This is a genomic window from Streptomyces sp. NBC_00569 (assembly GCF_036345255.1).
Classification (GTDB): Bacteria; Actinomycetota; Actinomycetes; order Streptomycetales; family Streptomycetaceae; genus Streptomyces.
This window is the reverse complement of sequence record NZ_CP107783.1, coordinates 2413536-2431342: the sequence shown is the minus strand read 5'-3', so window position 1 is coordinate 2431342 and position 17807 is coordinate 2413536. Positions and strand designations below refer to the sequence as shown.

At 72.1% G+C, this 17807-nt stretch carries 15 protein-coding genes and 1 riboswitch; of the genes, 9 read left to right on the top strand and 6 right to left on the bottom strand.

Going from position 1 to position 17807, the window contains the following annotated elements; genetic code table 11:
* The first annotated feature begins 193 nt into the window (after nt 1-193).
* Nucleotides 194-355, top strand: a riboswitch (cyclic di-AMP (ydaO/yuaA leader).
* A gap of 4 nt (nt 356-359) precedes the next feature.
* Both OHO83_RS11100 and OHO83_RS11095 read left to right on the top strand, forming a co-directional pair.
* Nucleotides 360-1154 carry a M23 family metallopeptidase gene (locus tag OHO83_RS11100; RefSeq protein ID WP_266675518.1) on the top strand — a complete coding sequence of 265 codons (795 nt, stop codon included), beginning with the start codon at nt 360-362 and terminating at the stop codon, nt 1152-1154.
* A gap of 224 nt (nt 1155-1378) precedes the next feature.
* Nucleotides 1379-2170: an SGNH/GDSL hydrolase family protein gene (locus OHO83_RS11095; protein WP_227298375.1), complete on the top strand. Its 792-nt coding sequence runs from the start codon at nt 1379-1381 to the stop codon at nt 2168-2170.
* Between the two features lie 108 nt (nt 2171-2278).
* Here the strand turns inward: OHO83_RS11095 and OHO83_RS11090 are convergent, their stop codons facing one another.
* On the bottom strand, nt 2279-2899 hold the full coding sequence (locus OHO83_RS11090) for a TetR/AcrR family transcriptional regulator (protein WP_266675519.1): 621 nt from the start codon (nt 2897-2899) through the stop codon (nt 2279-2281).
* 239 nt (nt 2900-3138) lie between these two features.
* Between OHO83_RS11090 and OHO83_RS11085 the strand changes: the two genes are divergently transcribed.
* Nucleotides 3139-4707, top strand: coding sequence for an APC family permease (locus OHO83_RS11085; protein ID WP_330279367.1), 1569 nt, complete (start codon nt 3139-3141; stop codon nt 4705-4707).
* Between the two features lie 84 nt (nt 4708-4791).
* Here the strand turns inward: OHO83_RS11085 and OHO83_RS11080 are convergent, their stop codons facing one another.
* The gene (locus OHO83_RS11080; protein WP_266675521.1) at nt 4792-5217 is read right to left on the bottom strand and encodes a hypothetical protein; all 426 of its coding nucleotides are present in this window, start codon (nt 5215-5217) and stop codon (nt 4792-4794) included.
* Nucleotides 5218-5422: 205 nt separating this feature from the next.
* Here OHO83_RS11080 and OHO83_RS11075 point away from each other — a divergent pair, with 205 nt between their 5' ends.
* A complete protein-coding gene (locus tag OHO83_RS11075; RefSeq protein ID WP_330280755.1) occupies nt 5423-6184 on the top strand; it encodes a helix-turn-helix domain-containing protein in 762 nt (253 codons plus the stop codon).
* Here the strand turns inward: OHO83_RS11075 and OHO83_RS11070 are convergent.
* From OHO83_RS11070 to OHO83_RS11055, 4 genes are read right to left on the bottom strand one after another with little or no spacing between them, the layout of a single operon-like run.
* Complete coding sequence (locus OHO83_RS11070; protein ID WP_330279366.1) at nt 6125-8299, bottom strand: acetate--CoA ligase family protein; 2175 nt, start codon at nt 8297-8299, stop codon at nt 6125-6127. The genes OHO83_RS11075 and OHO83_RS11070 overlap by 60 nt on opposite strands.
* A complete protein-coding gene (locus tag OHO83_RS11065; RefSeq protein WP_266675523.1) occupies nt 8296-9483 on the bottom strand; it encodes a glutamate dehydrogenase in 1188 nt (395 codons plus the stop codon). Before OHO83_RS11065 ends, OHO83_RS11070 begins: the two co-directional genes overlap by 4 nt.
* On the bottom strand, nt 9480-11108 hold the full coding sequence (locus OHO83_RS11060) for a 5-guanidino-2-oxopentanoate decarboxylase (protein ID WP_330279365.1): 1629 nt from the start codon (nt 11106-11108) through the stop codon (nt 9480-9482). The genes OHO83_RS11065 and OHO83_RS11060 overlap by 4 nt, the downstream gene beginning before the upstream one ends.
* On the bottom strand, nt 11105-12262 hold the full coding sequence (locus tag OHO83_RS11055) for an acyl-CoA dehydrogenase family protein (RefSeq protein WP_227298382.1): 1158 nt from the start codon (nt 12260-12262) through the stop codon (nt 11105-11107). The genes OHO83_RS11060 and OHO83_RS11055 overlap by 4 nt, the downstream gene beginning before the upstream one ends.
* Before the next feature lie 366 nt (nt 12263-12628).
* Here OHO83_RS11055 and OHO83_RS11050 point away from each other — a divergent pair, with 366 nt between their 5' ends.
* The 5 genes from OHO83_RS11050 to OHO83_RS11030 all read left to right on the top strand — a co-directional run bounded on the left by OHO83_RS11050 (nt 12629) and on the right by OHO83_RS11030 (nt 17807).
* Nucleotides 12629-13849, top strand: coding sequence for an MBL fold metallo-hydrolase (locus tag OHO83_RS11050; RefSeq protein WP_330279364.1), 1221 nt, complete (start codon nt 12629-12631; stop codon nt 13847-13849).
* Nucleotides 13850-14279: 430 nt separating this feature from the next.
* A complete protein-coding gene (locus OHO83_RS11045) occupies nt 14280-16313 on the top strand; it encodes an ATP-binding protein (RefSeq protein WP_266675526.1) in 2034 nt (677 codons plus the stop codon).
* Nucleotides 16314-16427: 114 nt separating this feature from the next.
* Entirely contained in the window at nt 16428-16862 is a 435-nt protein-coding gene (locus OHO83_RS11040) for a roadblock/LC7 domain-containing protein (protein WP_100591713.1), read from the top strand.
* 2 nt (nt 16863-16864) lie between these two features.
* Nucleotides 16865-17236, top strand: a complete 372-nt coding sequence (locus tag OHO83_RS11035) for a DUF742 domain-containing protein (protein WP_266675527.1) — start codon at nt 16865-16867, stop codon at nt 17234-17236.
* Nucleotides 17214-17807: a GTP-binding protein gene (locus OHO83_RS11030; RefSeq protein ID WP_116507536.1), complete on the top strand. Its 594-nt coding sequence runs from the start codon at nt 17214-17216 to the stop codon at nt 17805-17807. Before OHO83_RS11035 ends, OHO83_RS11030 begins: the two co-directional genes overlap by 23 nt.

The following is a 17807-nucleotide window of genomic DNA, read 5'->3' as shown; positions in this document are numbered from 1 at the left end:
CGAATGAATTTCCAGCAGGTATCGCACTTGCAAAGATCGCGAATCGACGGAGCGTGACGGCCTTTTCCGGAAAGGATCATTCAAGGATCAAGAACCGGAATGGCCAGGGGAATTCGCGGCTTGTCCCCGCGCTCTCCGCTCGCTTACGTTCAGCGCAATCCGGACGGACCGCCTCATCCTGCCGCCGCCCGGAAACCGCACATCGATCCGTGCTCGGCAGGAGCGGGGGACCCAGGTAGACCGCCGATTCCGGGACACCGGAACGGCTCGGGGTGAAGCCGTGCCCGAAACGGGCGCGGCCGGGCAGCTCCAGTCCGAACCCGACAGCTCACCTCGCAGGCGACGGAGAGGAACCCCCCATGCCCGCGAAGGGTAAGCACCGCCGTCCCAAGTCCCAGGGCTTCGCCCGCACGATCGTCGTCGCCGGCGTGGGCGGCGCCGCGCTCGCGCTGCCGCTGTTGGGTGCCACCGGTGCCCACGCCGCGACTCCCGCGGCCGCCCACTCGGTCGTGAAGGCCGCGGCCGCTCCCGCCGCTGCCAAGACCTACGCCGTCAAGGGCGGGGACACTCTTTCGAAGATCGCCGCCGCGCAGAACGTCAGCGGCGGCTGGAAGAAGCTCTACTCCGACAACCGCTCGGCCGTCGGCGACAACCCGTCCCTGATCCATCCGGGCCTGAAGCTGACGATCGGCCAGAAGGCCGCGGCCCCCGTCACGCAGGCTTCCGCGCCCAAGGCCGCCACCGGCGCCGGCTACACGCTGCCCGTCCAGAGCGCCTCCATCGGCACGGCCTACAAGACCGCGGGCAGTATGTGGTCCAGCGGCTACCACACCGGTGTCGACTTCGTGGTCCCGACGGGCACCCCGATCAAGGCCATAGCCGCGGGCACCGTCGTGTCGGCCGGTCTTGACGGCGCGTACGGCAACGAGGTCGTCATCCACCACGCCGACGGCAAGTACTCGCAGTACGCCCACATGTCGTCCCTCTCCGTCTCGTCCGGGCAGACCGTGACCGTGGGCCAGCAGCTCGGCCTCTCCGGCGCGACCGGCAACGTCACGGGCCCGCACCTGCACTTCGAGATCCGCACCACCCCGAGCTACGGCTCGGACGTGGACCCGGCCGCGTACCTCCGTGCGCACGGTGTCTCGCTCTGACCTCGACGCTGTGACGTCGCCCCGACCCTGACGGTGTGACGTGAAGGTGTCTCGCTGAGGGCGAGGTGTGACGTGAAGGGGCGGGTCCGGTTCCGGGCCCGCCCCTTCACGTGTCCCCGTCGTATTCCTCAAATCTCGAAACTGACCGGGTGGGCTATATCACCACCCGTCAACCCCTGCCTACGGTCGCGTAGGTCACATCGCAGGGTGAAAGATGTGTGGTCGTGGCAAACGAATCGAGATCACTCAGCGGCGGCACGATTCGGTCCTACGCGGCGGTGGGGGACAGCTTCACCGAAGGCGTCGGGGACCCCGGTCCCGACGGGGCCTTCGTGGGCTGGGCCGACCGTCTCGCCGTCCTCCTGGACGACCGGACCCCCGAGCACTCCTTCCGGTACGCGAACCTCGCCGTGCGCGGCAAGCTCCTCGACCAGATCGTGGAGGACCAGCTCCCGCGAGCCGTCGAACTCGCCCCGGACCTGGTGACCTTCGCCGCCGGCGGCAACGACATCATCCGCCCCGGCACCGACCCCGACGACGTCGCGGAGCGCTTCGAGAAGGCCGTGGCCCGGCTGACCTCCGCCGTCGGCACGGTCATGGTGACCACCGGCTTCGACACCCGGGACGTCCCGGTCCTCAAGCATCTGCGCGGCAAGATCGCGACGTACAACGGGCATGTGCGCGCGGTCGCCGACCGCTACGGCTGCCCCGTGCTCGACCTGTGGTCCCTCAAGACCGTCCAGGACCGCCGTGCCTGGGACGACGACCGGCTGCATCTCTCGCCCGAGGGGCACACGCGGGTCGCGCTGCGGGCGGGGCAGGCACTCGGCGTCGAGGTGCCGGCCGACCCGGACCAGCCGTGGCCGGCGCAGCCGCCGCGCGGCACGCTGGAGGTGCGGCGCGACGACATCCACTGGGCGCGGGAGTTCCTGGTGCCGTGGATCGGCCGACGGCTGCGCGGCGAGTCGTCCGGCGACCACGTGGCGGCGAAGAGGCCGGATCTGCTGCCGCTCTGACGGGAGCCGCACGCGTCATGGGGGAGCTTGCCCTTGGGGGCGGCTCCCCCGCGCTGTTTCTCCGGGGTCGCACCTCGGCCCCCTCGGGAGCCCGACGTCGCGGCGCGGTCAGCCGGCCGTCGCCGTCAGGTCCGCGCGCTCGAGTCCCAGCTCGCGGGCGAGCGCGTCGTCGACCCACTCCTGCATGCGGGCCCGTGAGACCGTCCCCGTGTACGCGGTCATCTGTACCGCGAGACCGTCGAGGAGCGCCGTCAGGCGCAGTGCGGCGCCCGCCGGGTCCGGGCAGTGGAACTCGCCCGCCGCCACGCCCTCCGCGACGACCTCCGTGAGCGCCGCCTTCCACTGCTTGTCCAGGTCGCGCGTCACCTCCCGCAGCGCGGGCTCGCGCAGTGCCGCGGACCAGCCCTCGATCCACAGCCGCCACCCCTTGGCCTGCCCGGTCGGCGCGTACCAGCGCACGGCCGAGCGCAGCCGGCGCAGAGCCGTCGTGCGCTTGCCCAGCAGCTTGCGCAGATGCGCCAGGTCGCCCTCGGCGGCGTGCGCGAACGCGGCCGAGACGAGCTTTTCCTTCGTCGAGAAGTGGTACAGAACCAGCGCGTTGCTCACCCCGAGCGCTGCGGCGACGTCGGCGATGCGCACGGCTGCCACGCCCCGCGCCTCGATCTGCTCGATGGCGGCCCGCAGCAACTCTTCGCGCCGCTCGGCCACGCTCAACCGCACTCTTGCCACGCGGTAACCCTACACACGGGCGCCGGCGGCGGGCGCCGAGTCGCGAACCCGGCGCGAACGCCTCGTGCACGACTCTTGACAGTGCCCAGTGGTGCCCGTCACAGTCTCGCTTACTGACTGGCCGTTCAGTCAATAGAGCGACCGGGGAGCCGGTCGCGGCACCGTCACAAGAAGAGTCGCAGCACAGTCCGAGAACAACCGTCACGCCCCGTGCCCCGCCGTGCAGCAGGAGTTTCCCCGTGACCCAAGCGCCGCCGATACCGCCGACCGAGCCGTCCGCCGAGGACGCACCCGACCTGCCTGACCTGTCAGAGGGCTGGGGTGAGCAGCGCTCCCGGCTCAAGAAGGACCTGCGCAGGCTCGACGTGCTGTTCTTCCTGATCTGCACCCTCGTCGGCCTCGACACGATCGGCTCCGTGGCCGCCCAGGGTCCGCAGGGCCTGACCTGGATGGCGATCCTCGCCCTCGCGTTCTTCCTCCCGTACGGGCTGCTCGTGGCCGAACTCGGCTCGGCCTTCCCCGTGCAGGGCGGCCCCTACGTGTGGACGCGCCTGGCCTTCGGCAGGCTCGTCGCCGGAGTGAACCAGCTCCTCTACTGGATCTCCAACCCCGTCTGGGTGGGCGGCAGCCTGTGCATCATCGCCCTCACCACGTGGGAGGAGTTCTTCACCCCGCTGCCGGGATTCTGGAAGTACGCCGCCGGCCTCGTCTTCATCTGGGGCGGAGCGCTCGCCGTCGTCCAGTCCGTGCGCATCGGCAAGTGGGTGCCCATCGCGGGCGCCGTCGCCCGGATCGTGCTCCTCGGGTTCTTCCTCGTCTCCGTGGTGGTGTTCGCCGTCCAGCACGGCGTGCACGCGCTGCCCGCCGGTGAGTTCGTCCCGACATACGCCGGATTCGTGGCGCTGGTCCCGGTCCTGATCTTCAACTACGTCGGCTTCGAACTGCCCAGCTCCGCGGCCGAGGAGATGACGAACCCGCGGCGCGACATCCCTCTGTCGATCCTGCGCTCGGGCTTCGCGGCGGTGCTCCTCTACGGCGGCCCGATCCTCGGCATCCTCTTCGTGCTGCCCAGTAAGGAGATCGGCAGCCTCGGCGGCTTCATCGACGCCTGCAAAGCCGTGTTCACGGTCTACGGCGGGTCGATCGCGGCCGACGGCACGGTCACCCTCACCGGCCTCGGCTCCGTCTTCGGCGGGGTCGCCGCGGCCGGCCTGATCATCGGCCTGCTGACCTCGGGTGTCACCTGGGCCATGGGCGCCCACCGCGCGCAGGCCGTCGCCTGCGCGGACGGCGCGGGACCGGCGTGGCTCGGCCGCATCTCCGAGAAGCACGGGACACCGGTACGGGTGAACCTGCTCTCCGCGGTGCTCGGTTCGATCCTCTTCGTGGTCGCCCTCAACCTCACGGGCGGCAACGGCGAGAAGTACTTCGCGGCGGGCCTCGGCCTGACGATCTGCACCACCTTCATCTCGTACGTCATCACGTTCCCCAGCCTCGCCGTGCTGCGCCGCAAGTACCCGGACACGCCACGCCCGTACGCCGTCCCGGGCGGACGCGTGGGCGCGTGGGTCGTGAGCGTCCTCGCCACCGGTTTCGTGGCGTTCACCGTGATCGTGCTGATCTGGCCGGGATTCGGAGTCGGCTGGTTCGGCTCGGCGGGCAGCGCGGCGGACTCACTGCCCGAGTCGTTCGCCGGCGAGCGCGCCCAGTACACACTCAGCCAGGTGGTGCCCCTGCTGCTCTTCGTCGGCATCGGGCTCGCCTTCTACGTGATGGGCGCGCGGACGCGCAGGCGCGTGGGCAACTAGCGCGCTCGCGCGCAAGGGAGGGCCTTCCCCGTGTCGGGGAGGGCCCTCCGGCGTGTGTCGGATCCCGACGGACGATCTGTCGCGTCAGACGCCCACGAACTGATAGTCGCGCGCGATGCGCCCGTCCTCCGCCACGACGACGAACTCCAGTCCTCCGCCCGTCACTTCGCCGCTTCGCGTGAGGACCGACTCCCAGCGGAACGTGACGACGTCGTTCACCTGCTGCGCGTGCGCGGCCGTCGCTCTGAAGGTGTACTCGCCGGACGCCACGAACTCCTCGTGGGCCCGCGCCACCCGCGCCTCCAGCTCGTCGTGACCGCGCGCCTCCAAGGCGGCCGTGGGGAAGCCGAGGCGCACGGCACTCTCCCGCAGCTCCTGCGGCGGCAGCAGGGCGTGCACGCCGTCCGGGGACCACAGGGCGTGCACCGCCTTGCGGCGCAGCTCGGGGTCCCGCTCGTTCCAGACGGCCGCGTACCGGCCGGCCAGCTCCTGTGCGTCGATGTGCGGCATGGACTCGCCCTCTTCCTGTCCTGTCCTTCTGTGGTGTGTGAACTCTGCGCGGTGGGCTGCGGCGCGACAATTCCCCGCAGGGAATGGCCCGTAGACCCCGCCGTCGGGTAGAACCGGTCCGGTGAGGACGCGGGCGGAACCAGCTGAGGCGGGGGCAGGGGCAGGGCCTTCGGGCAGGGCGGAGCAGGGCGGGCTCGGTGACGCGTTGCGTGAGTGGCGGGTGCGGCGGCGCGTCAGCCAGCTGGAGCTGGCCACGCGCGCGGGGACCACGCAGCGGCATGTCAGCTTCGTGGAGAGCGGCCGGTCGGTCCCGGGCCGCGCCATGGTCGTACGCCTGGCGGAGGCGCTGAAGGTGCCGCTGCGGGAGCGCAACGCCCTCCTCCTTGCGGCGGGTTACGCACCTGCGTACCAGGAGTCGCACTTCGGGGGTCCGCAGCTGTCCGCCGTCCGTACGGCACTGGAGCGCGTCATGGAGGCGCACCTGCCGTATCCGGCGGTCATCATCGACCGGCGCGGGGATCTCGTCTCGCACAACGAGGCCTTCGACGCGCTGACCGACGGGGTCGACCCGGCGCTGCTCTCGGCGCCGGTGAATATCGCGCGCGTGCTGCTGCATCCACGGGGGCTCGCGCCGCGGATCGTGAACCTGGACGAGTGGGCCTGGCACGTCATCGACGGACTGCACGACGAGTCCGTCCGCAATTCCAACCGAGCTCTCACGGAGCTGGTCGCCGAACTGGAGGACATGGTGCCGGACCGGCCCCGACAGGCCGGTCCGGACTACCTCGGCTTCGCCGTCCCGCTGCGGCTGCGCACGGAGAGCGGCGAGCTGCGCCTTTTGAGCACGCTCACCCACTTCGGGACGGCGGTCGACGTCACGCTCGCCGAGCTGAAACTGGAGGCGTTCCTACCGCTCGACCAGGAGACCGCCGGCCTCCTCGCGCACGCGATGGACGGGCGCCAGTGAGGTGCCGGCCTGGTCGAGCACGCCGTGAGCGTCCAGGGCGATCGCACCGCCCGGGTGCACGAGCAGGGGATTGACCTCCAGTTCGGCCAGCTCCGGATGATCGACCGCGGCCTGCGCGACCGCGCACACGGCGGTGGCCGCCGCGTCCAGATGCGCTCCTGGCGCGCCGCGCCAGCCCGTCAGCAACGGCGCGTGCCGCAGCCGCAGGAGCAGGGCACGCGCGCGTGCCGGCGTCAGGGGTGCGAGGGCCAGCGCCGTGTCGGCGAGCAGCTCGGCGGTCACCCCTCCGATGCCGACCATGACGACGGGCCCGAACGACGGGTCGCGCCGCACACCGACGATCAGTTCGTGTCCGTACGGCGGTGTGGCCATCGCCTCCACGGCGTAGCGGTCCGCGCCCGTCGCCGCCTTCATCCGGGCGAAGGCGGTGCGCAAGGCGTCGGCGTCGGCGATCGACAGGGCGACCCCGCCCGCCTCGGTCTTGTGCGCGAGCCCCATCGCCTTGAGGACGAGCGGATACCCCGCCCGGTTCTCCGCCGCCTCCACGGCCCCGTCCGCGTCGGTCACGAACTCGGCCGCAGGGAAGGCGAGTTGGTAAGAGGCGAGCAGTTCCCGCACGCTCTCGTAACCGCCGTCCGTCAGCCTGTACGTCGCCGGGGCCGGCGGCTCCTCGCGGGTGAGCGGGAGATCCGTGAGGCGGGCCGCCGCGGCGACGGCGGTCGCGGCCTGCTCGATGCGCTCGTAGACGGGCACACCGCGCTGCCGCAGAACCGTCAGGGCGGGCGTGTCGCGGGCCATCGTGTGCACCACGAGGGCGCGCCCTGATGCGACGGCGGCGTCGGCGAGGGCGTTGGCGACCTCGCACTCGCGGTCCCTCTGGGCGGGGTTGGCGGTCGCGTAGTCGCCGAAGTAGCCGGTGAGGACGACGGCGTCGGTGTCTCCCGAGTGCAGCAGGGTGTCCGCCACGCGCGCGTAGTTGCCGAGATCGGCCTCGCCCGCGCCTGCCAGGTCGACCGGGTTGCCGCACCCGGCCCCTCTGGGCAACTGCTCGGCCACCGCGTCGCGTGTGCCTTCGGTGAAGGCGGGCACGTCGAGGCCTTGTGCGGCGAACGCGTCGGCGGCGAGGGCGCCTTGGCCGCCGCTGTCCCCGACCACGGCGACGCTGCGCGGGTGAGGGGGCGGGCCGGCGGGGGCGTGCCCCGCACTGCGCTCGCGTACACCTCGCGCCAGCAAATACACGGCCGTGTCGACCAGTTCGCCCGCCGTGTCGAGCAGCAGGGCGCCGGCGTCGCGGCACACCGCCTCCACGGTGGCGCGCGCGCTGACCAGGGCGCCGGTGTGGGACGCGGCGGCCCGCCCGGACGCGGCGCTGCGCCCCACGGTCAGGAGCAGGACGGGCTTGCCGGCGGCGTGCGCGGCCGCCAGGACCCGCGCGAGCCGCCGGCCGTCGCGGAAGTCCTCGATGTACGCGGCGAGCGCCCTCGTGGGGCCGTGCGCGATCAGCGACTCCAGGGCGTCCGCGGCGTCGATGTCCCGCTGGTTGCCCAGCGACACGAACCGGGAGAAGCCCTGCCCGGAGCGTGCGAGGAGTCGGCCGATCTCCAGGGCGAGATTTCCGCTCTGGGACACGAGACCGAGGCCGCCCGAGGGGAAGTCGCCCCAGCTGAGCCGCAGTTCGCTCGTCGTGTCCACCACGCCCATGCAGTTCGGGCCGAGCAGCCGCGCTCCCCGGGCGGTGACGAGTTCGGCGAGCGCCCGCTCCTCCTCGGCGGTGGCGCCGCCCGACGTGATCACGGTGAAGCACCGGGCACCCGCCGCGAGACCGTCCGTGATCACCGGCCGCACATGGCGGGGCGGTACGGCGACGACGACGTGCTCGGGCGGTACGGGCAGCGACGCGAGATCCGGCAGGAACGGTTCGCCGCCCAGGGTGCCCCCGCGGTGGTTGACGAGGTGGACGGCCCGGCGGTCACGTCCCGACAGGGCCCCCGACGCCAGCCAGTAGCCCCACTTCTCCGGGTTGTCGGACGCCCCGACGACGGCGACCGACCGAGGGTCGAAGAGCGCGTCGAGGCCCACGCGCGCGTGCACACCGGTGTCTGGCGGGGGCGTCACCTGTACCACCCGAACCGCTCCGCGATCACCGGGAGACGGTCCGCGACGATCGCGTGCGCGGCGGCACGCGGCGTCGTCCCGTCCGCCTCGGCCCGCGCCAGCATCTGGTCGATCAGCGCGCGCATGGAGCGCCGCGTGTACGCGAACGCCTCGTCCGCGTTGGCCTCGATGTCCCCGAACAGGGTCCACCACCACCAGGCGTTCGTACCGGAGTTGACGACGACGTCGGGCAGGACGGTGATGCCGCGCCGCGCGAGAAGCTCCTCGGCCTCGGGCAGTACGGGCATGTTGGCGGCCTCGACGATCCAGCGCGCCGTGATCTGTTCCTGGTTCGTCGCGTCCACCGTGTACGACACTGCGGCGGGCACGAGGACCTCCGCGTCGGCCGACAGCCAGGCGTCGCCCGGAAGTTCGCGGTCACCCTCGCGCAGCGCCGAGCGGTCCACCGTCCCGTAGGCGTCACGGGCGGCGAGGAGCGCGTCCACGTCCAGGCCTTCGGGGTTGGCGACGGTGCCCTTCACGTCCGCGACGGCCACGACCCGCAGACCCGCGCGCGCCAGGAACCGGGCGGTCGCCCCGCCCATGGTGCCCAGGCCCTGCACGGACACCCGGGTGCCCTCGTAGGGGACGCCCGCGCGGTCCAGGGCCGCGAGCACCGACTCGGCGACTCCGCAGCCGCCGACGAGTTCGTCGAGGCCGATGCCGTCGACGTCGACCGCGAAGGCGTCGGCGAGGCGCCGGCGCGCGGCCGCCTCGTCGTCGAGCAGCGGGTAGACGGCCTGGATGGACGAGACGAGCCCGGCCTCCTCGGCCGCCCTGTCGACGAGGTCCTGGGTGAGCCCCAGGTCCTCTCCGGTCGTCCAGAAGGACTCGATGTAGGGCCGCATGGCGCGCAGGTAGCGCACGAGGACGCCGTACGCCTGCGGGTCCTGAGGGTCGCAGTCGATGCCGCCCTTGGCGCCGCCGAGTGGGATGTAGCGGCCCTGCGGGTTGTAGTGCAGGGCCTCCTTCATCGTCATCCCGCGCGCGAGGCCCGCGACCTCGTCGAGGGTGCAGCCCCGACGCATCCGGAGCCCGCCGCTGGACACGCCGCGCACGAGCCGGTCGACGACGAGGTAGCCGTGCCTGCCGGTGACGTGGTCGGTCCAGGTGAGCGACATCAGGGGGGTGCCGGGCGCGGTCATGCGGTCTCCTCGGGGACGGTGATCAGGGTGGGGCCGGGGGTGGCCAGGGCGCGGGTCAGGAGCGCGGCGAGTTCGCCGGGTGAGTGCGCGGGGGCGCCCCTGCCGCCGAAGGCCCGCGCGAGGCCGGCGAGGTCCACGCGCGCGTGGTCGACGGCGGCCGGTGTGTCGCCGCGCGCGGCCATCTCGTCGCGGATCTCGCCGTAGCCGCCGTTGTCGAACACGACGACGGGCAGCGGCAGGTGAAGCTGCGCGGCCGTGGCCAGCTCCTGCACGGAGAACTGGAGCCCGCCGTCCCCGCTGATCGCGATCACCTGCCGGTCGGGGCAGGCGGTCTTCGCGCCGATCGCGGCGGGCAGCGCGTAGCCGAGCGTGCCGAACCCGGTCGGGTGCAGATAGCGCCCCTCGGGGCCGACGGGGAGGTGCGGGAGCGCGCCGTAGTAGCAGCACTGGGCGCTGTCGGAGGTCACCACGGCATCGGCTGCGAGGACGCTCCTGATCGCTGCGAGATACGGCACCCAGCGAGCGTCGCGCGCGCGTGTCTCGTCGTCACGGGCGGCGCGCACATCGGCCGTGGTCCGCGTGGCCGTGTCCGTGGACGCGGGGCCCGGCACCTTGGCGAGCCGCTCCTTGAGCGCCTGCGTCGTGGCCTGCGCGTCGCCCACCAGGGCGACGTCGGCGGGGAGGCCCGCGTACATCTGTGCCGGATCGACGTCGACCCGGATCAGCCTGCCGTCGAGCGGGGGCGGCGCGGACCACAGGTCCGACTCGGCGAGCTCCGTCCCGACGGCGAGCACGACGTCGCAGTCGGCCAGCCACTTCTGCACGGAGGGGCTGTGCAGGGACACGCCGAGGGCGAGGGGATGCCGTTCGTCGACGATGCCCTTGCCGTTCGCGGTCGTCGCCACGGGAGCGCCCAACTGCTCTGCCAGTGCCCGGCATTGCTCGGCCGCGCCGCGTGCGCCACCGCCCAGGACCAGGCCGGGGCGGACCGCGCCGGCGAGGAGGGCGGCCGCCGCGTCGAGCGACGGACCGTCGGCCGCGCGGGGCGCCACCAGGGGAGCGCGCCGCACGGGCCCGGCGGGTTCCGTCGCCTCGAGCAGGTCGAGCGGCACCTCGATGTGCACGGGCCGCGGCCTCTCCGTACGGAACAGGCTGAACGCGCGTGCCACCGCCGCCCCGATCTCCTCCACAGAGGACACCCGATGGCTGAACGCCGCCACGTTCCGCAGCGCCTCCGTCTGACTGCGCATCTCGTGCAGCAGACCCGTCGACTGGCGCGGATGGCGCAGCGGCATGCCCGGCGACACCACGAGAAGCGGCACGCTGTCCGAGTACGCCTGCCCGACCGCGGCCGCGATGTTCAGGAGCGCGGGCCCCGTCGTCGTGATGGCCACCCCGGGATCGCCCGTCACGCGCGCGTAGGCGTCGGCCGCGTATCCGGCGCCCTGCTCGTGACGGGGGGCGACATGCGTGATCCCGTACGCCGCCAAGTGCCGGTAGATCTCCAGGTTGTGGGTCCCCGGAATACCGAACGCGGTGGAGACCCCGTGGGCGGCGAGTGCCCTGACGAGCGCCTCGCCGCCGGTCGACGTCCGCATCTGCTCCATCACCGTCTCCTCGGTCACAGCGACCTCGATATGACCAGGCGCATGATGTCGGAGGTGCCTTCCTCGATCTCCTCCAGCTTGGCGTCCCGCATCCACTGCTCGACCGGGAACTCCCGCGAGTAGCCCCAGCCGCCGAGCGTCTGCACGGCCGCCCAGGTGCAGTACGCCGCCGTCTCCGACGCGGTCAGCTTCGCCATGGCCGCCTCGGCGGTCGCGTCGAGTCCGGCGTCCAGACGCCGCGCGGCACGCCACGTCATCAGACGGGACTGCTCGATCCGCGTCCGCATGTCCGCGAGGCGGAACGCCACGGCCTGGTGCTCGATGATCGGCTTGCCGAACTGCACGCGCGTGCGCGCGTAGTCACGGGCGTACTCGTACGCGGCCCGCGCCACACCCGTGGCCGCCGCGCCCAGAACGGCGCGCGAGATGTCGAACGTCCGCATGAGGCCGGCGAAGCCCTGCCCCTCGTCGCCGAGACGGTCCGCGTCGGGCACGAACACGTCGGAGAAGAACACCTCGCGGCACACGATCGCGCGCTGGCCCATCTTGCGCATCGGCTCACCGAACGTGAGCCCCTCCGCGCCCTTGCGCAGCAGGAACGCCGTGACACCGCGCGAGCGCTGCGACGGGTCGGTCTTGGCGAAGACGACGTACTGCTCGGCCTCGCCCGCGTTCGAGATCCACGCCTTCTGGCCGTTCAGGAGGTAGCCGCCCGCCGTGCGCGTCGCGGTCGTCACGATCGACGCGGCGTCGGAGCCGGAGCCCGGCTCGGTCGTCGCCAGCGAGGTCATCGGGGTGTCGGGCCCGGCCAGCGGCGTCAGCCACGCACGCTTCTGCTCCTCGGTGCCCAGCTCCATGACCGGGTCGGCGAAGAAGCCGTTCGAGCAGAGGAGGTTGCCGATGCCCAGGTCACCGACGCACAGCTCCTCCTGGACGAGGACCTGCGTGAAGACGTCGGTGAACCCGCCGCCCCCGTACTCCTCGGGCAGCATGAAGCCGGTGATGCCGACCTTCGCGGCCGCGCGCCACAGATCCCAGGGCGTCTCCACGTCCGCCTCGTCCACGGCACGCCCGCGCGGGCGGATCTCCTCACGCGCGAACGTCCTCGTGAGGTCCACGATGTCCCGCTGCTCCGGGGTGAGGGGGACCAGCTCGATGGGGAGCTCTGACACGGTGCCTCCAGAAACTGACGGATACCGACGAGGGGGTCACGACCGGCGCGGATCACTGACCCGATTACTGAATCGCCAGTCAGTATCCGAGGCCGTGAAGACCGGTGTCAACGCAACGGCTACTGAATGATGGATCAGTTTTCTGACGTCGCTGCGGAGAAGCTTCCGCCCGATCGGCGTGCGAGGAGGTCCGATCCCGGCACGAGCCGGTTGCCGGCCGTGACGCCGAGTGACGTCGGCGCCGCGCAACCGGGGCGTGCCTTGGAATTCCTTGTGCGTCCAGGTCCCGGATCGGGCACTGTCGGCGGGGCCGCCCATAATGGAATCCCTGATCGGGAAACCCCGATCGATCCACCGGGAGGCGCTGTGTCACGTTCCCTGAGCTCCGGGCTCCGCCCGCTGCGGCCTGCCGCTTTCGGCGCGGACCCGGCGGGAGAGCGACTCGAGCGGATCCGGAGGTCGCCGAACTTCGCGGACGGCAGCTTCCAGAACCCGGTGGGCGCGCGCACCCGGCCCGCGGGTTCCATGATCGAGTTCGCGAAGGTCTTCTTCGCCAAGGAGGGGCGCGTCCGGCGGTCGCCCACGGGCACCGTCCCCGTGCACTCCACGACCCTCGCCGACCTCGCCAAGCCCCCGGCGAGCGGCCTGCGGCTCACCTGGATGGGGCACTCCAGCGTCCTCGCCGAGATCGACGGCCACCGCGTGCTGCTCGACCCCGTCTGGGGCGAGCGCTGTTCCCCGTTCTCCTTCGCGGGCCCCAAGCGGCTGCACCCCGTACCGCTGCCGCTCGCCGCGCTCGGCCCGGTGGACGTGGTGGTGATCTCTCATGACCACTACGACCACCTGGACCTGCCCACGATCCGCGCGCTGGCCGACACGGACACGGTGTTCGCGGTGCCGCTGGGTGTCGGCGCGCACCTGGAGCACTGGGGCGTCCCCGCGGACCGTCTCCGCGAGCTCGACTGGAACGAGTCGACGAAGGTGGCGGGGCTGACCCTGACGGCCACGCCCGCGCGCCACTTCTGCGGCCGCGGCCTGCGCAACGAGCAGCACACCCTGTGGGCGTCCTGGGTCGTCGCCGGTCCCGAGCACCGCTTCTATCACAGCGGTGACACCGGCTATTTCCCCGGCTTCAAGGACATCGGCGAGGAGCACGGGCCGTTCGACGCGACGATGATCCAGATCGGCGCGTACAGCGACTTCTGGCCCGACATCCACATGCGTCCCGAGGAGGGCATGCGCGCCCATCTCGATCTCCAGGGAGGGGCCGTCGGAGGGCCCATGCTGCCGATCCACTGGGGCACGTTCAATCTGGCGCCGCACCCGTGGTCCGAGCCCGGCGAGGGCACGCTCGCGGCGGGACAGCGGGCCGGTGCCAAGGTCGCGCTCCCGTGCCCGGGCGAGCCCTTCGAACCCACGGCCGAGTCGCTCCCCGTCCAGCCGTGGTGGCGCGGCGTCGCCACGCAGCCGGCGGAAGGCTGGCCCGAGGCGGAGCCGGCGGACGGGCCGGAGACCGGCGCGGCGGCCGAGAACGGCGCAGGCGCCGGGGCCGGCTCCGGTGGGCAGGAGGCCGTTCCGGCGGTCTGAGCACGTCTCTGCACATCTCTGCACGTCTATGAGGTCCGGGCTCTCTCAGGTGAGCGTTCCTGTGGGAGCCCGGACCTCCGTGCGTAAGAGTCCCGATCCCGGCGCACTGTAGTGGGTCCGACTCCCCGAGACATTCGGCATGCCGCGCACGCCCGAACAGGACACGTTTTCGGGCGATGGAACACCCGTACCCATGGCTGGGCGGGCGTCCGGAACTGTTATCGGTCTGTCGTACGAAGCCTCATACCAGAGCGGGACCTGGGACGCCGGACTTTGGCAACTGCCCACCGCATGTGAGCCGTCCCCGACTACCGTGTGTGCTCGCTGAGCGACGCAGCGGCGGCATCCCCACCCGCTCCCGGCCGGGAGTGCGATGCCGCCTGCCCGCCTCGCGCCGACCCGCAGGAGCCCCCACGTACGAGGACGCCGAATGTCTCACCTTCGCCCACCGGCCCCCCGCGCAGACCGCCGAGAGGGCGGTCGGCACGGCAGGCCGGGCGGCCGGTCCGTCCCCCCGCAGCCCGAGACCCACATACGGCCCCAGCTTCTGCGCCTCGCCGTACTGCCCCCGCTCGCCGTCGCCCTGAGCGCCAGCGCGGCCGTTCTCTTCACCATCCGCTCCACGGGCGCCCGCCCAGGGCTCGCCCTCTGGGCCGTCCTCGCCGGAGCGTGCCTCGTCACCCTGGCCGGCATCGTGATCGCCGCCGTGGCCGCCGACCGGGCGGCCAGGACCGTACGCGAACGGGTCGGTGTCCTGCGCCGTGCGAGTGCGCGCGGGCAGGGTGAACTGCGCGGTCTCGTGGAGCAGTTGCGCAAGGGTGAGGGGCCGCCGCCCCGCAGGCAGGCCCCCGCGGCAGCCCCGGACGCCGACGAGTTCGAACTGCTGGCCGCGGACATGACGCGCGCCCAGGACGTGGCCGTCACCGCCGTCGTCCAGGCGTCCCAGCTCTCCAGCCACGCGGGCAGCGAACAAAAGGTCGAGGTCTTCGTCAATCTGGCCCGGCGCCTGCAGTCCCTCGTGCACCGCGAGATCTCGATCCTCGACGAACTCGAGAACGACGTCGAGGACCCCGACCTGCTCAAGGGCCTGTTCCACGTCGACCACCTCGCCACCCGGATCCGCAGGCACGCCGAGAACCTGGCCGTGCTCGGCGGCGCCGTGTCCCGGCGCCAGTGGAGCCGCCCGGTCTCCATGACCGAGGTCATGCGGTCGGCCATAGCGGAGGTCGAGCAGTACTCACGGGTCAAGCTCGTCCCGCCGGTCGACGGCACCCTGCGCGGGCACGCCGTCGCCGACTGCATCCACCTGCTCGCCGAACTCGTCGAGAACGCCACCGTGTTCTCGGCCCCGCACACCCAGGTCCTGCTCCGTGCCAACACCGTCACGTCCGGTCTCGCCATCGAGGTCGAGGACCGCGGCCTCGGAATGCCCGTCACCGAGCAGAACAAGATGAACACGCTGCTCGCCGACCCGGACCAGGTCAACGTCGCGAGCCTCCTCCAGGACGGGCGCATCGGCCTCTTCGTCGTCTCGCAGCTCGCCCGCAGACACGGCATCACGGTCCGGCTCCAGAGCAATATCTACGGTGGTGTGCAGGCGGTCCTCGTCGTGCCGCAGAGCCTGCTCGGCGGCGACGAGAACGAGCCCGCGCCGAGGCCACGGAGCGCCGCGGACGCGACGGACGACAGCGCGCAGACCATGCACCAGCGGCACCAGGCACATGAACGGCGGCTCTCGCAGCACCACAGCCGGCAGGAACGGCAACACCAGCTCGAACAGCAGCCTCAGCCGCAGTCCCACCGCCGGCCACCGCAGCCCCAGACCCAGCCCCAGCCACAGACTCAGCTTCACCGTCCCCCTCAGCCCGACCTCCAGCCCTTCGACCCCCAGCCGTACGAGGCACCGCACCAACCCCCGCCGCCCCGCGAGACCCCGCACGCCGGCGTGGCCGTCGTCCCCCGGCAGCCTCAGGGCGGTGCCTCCGACGGCAGGCATCCCGGGGCGAACGGCGTCGCGCCGCCCCTCCCGCTGCGTACTGCCAGGGACGAGCGACGGACACCCGCCGACGCGCTGCCCGGCATCCGCACCGAGGACCGGCAGACCACCGGGGAGCACACGCCCGGCCGGCCAGCCCCGGTCAACGGCGCCGTGCGCGGCACCATGGGCCGGCCCCAACTCCCCAGACGGCGCGTCCAGGAACACCTCGCGCCGCAGCTGAGGGGCGGCCCGGCGCAGCGGCAGGAGCGCCCCGAGAACGAGGCGCCCGTACTCCACGACCCGGGTCTGATGGCGGCGTTCCAGCGCGGCATCGGGCTCGCGGAGGCGGCCGAGGCGCGGGACCTGACCCTCGGCGTGCGCGACCTGCCTCCGGCCGGTCCCGAGCCGACCGGCGGTCCCGCCACCGGGCCACTCGCCGCCTACGAACCGAACGCACCGCACGACGGGAGCGATACGGCCGGATGACGTTCGCCCGCCACCGGTGCGCCCACCCCTCGTGCGCCCGCCAAGTGCCGCAAGCAGTCCCGCACTTCCCACAGTCAACGCATCCCCAGCAGTCCACCAAGGAGTCGATCCCCCATGGCGAGCGATGTGCCGACGGGTCATGTGTCCGATCTCGACTGGCTGATGAGCGGCCTCGTCCAGCGTGTGCCGCACACCCGCAGCGCCGTCCTCCTCTCGTCCGACGGGCTGGTCAAGTCCGTCCACGGCCTCGACGCCGACAGCGCCGACCACATGGCGGCCCTGGCGTCGGGCCTGTACTCCCTCGGCCGCAGCGCCGGCGTCCGTTTCGGGGACGGGGGTGAGGTCCGGCAGGTCGTCGTCGAGCTGGACTCCACCCTGCTGTTCGTCTCCACCGCGGGCTCCGGCACGTGCCTCGCGGTGCTCGCCGGGCGTGAGGCCGACGCCGCGGTGCTCGGCTACGAGATGGCCATGCTGGTCAAGAGCGTGCGCCCGTACCTGATGACCGCACCCCGCCAGCACGCGGCCGAACCCACGGCGATGAGGAACTGAGCATGACGGCCCCGCAGGACGGGCCGTGGCTCGACGCAGCGGCCGGCCGCCTCGTCCGCCCGTACACGGTGAGCAACGGGCGGACGCAGCCGACCACCTCGCTGGATCTCCTGTCGCTGGTGATGGCGACCGGGGCCACCCCGCTCGGCTACCTGGGGCCCGAACACGGCGAGGCGCTCAAACTGTGTGCCCACCCCACATCGGTCGCGGAGATCGCGGCTCATCTGAAACTCCCCGCCGCCGTCACGAAGGTCCTGCTGTCCGACCTCGTCGACTGCGGGGCGATCACCACCAAGCCCCCCACGTTCCACGACAACCCCACTGACCGGTCCCTACTGGAGGCAGTGCTCGATGGACTACGACGACAGCTCTGACGCCTTCCCCACCGCGCTGAAGATCCTGGTCGCGGGTGGCTTCGGTGTCGGCAAGACGACCTTCGTCGGAGCGGTCAGCGAGATCGCCCCGCTGAGCACGGAGGAGCTGCTCACCACGGTCAGTGCCGAGACCGACGACCTCGAAGGCATCGAGAACAAGGTCGAGACGACGGTCGCGATGGACTTCGGGCGGATCACCCTCGACCCGGAACACGTGCTGTATCTGTTCGGTACGCCCGGGCAGGAGCGCTTCTGGTTCATGTGGGACGAGCTCTCCGAGGGGGCGCTCGGCGCGGTGATCCTCGCCGACACCCGCCGTCTCGAGGACTGCTTCGCGGCCGTCGACTTCTTCGAGGAACGCGGCATGGGGTTCATCGTGGCCGTCAACGAGTTCGACGGCGCCTACCGTTACGACCCCGACGAGGTGCGGGCGGCCATCGACCTCGACCCGCAGGTGCCCGTCGTGCGGTGCGACGCCCGGATCTCCAGCTCGGGCATCCAGACCCTGCTCACCCTTGTCAGGCACCTCTTGGCCCACGCCCCCGCCCCGACGTACGGGGCGCGCACATGA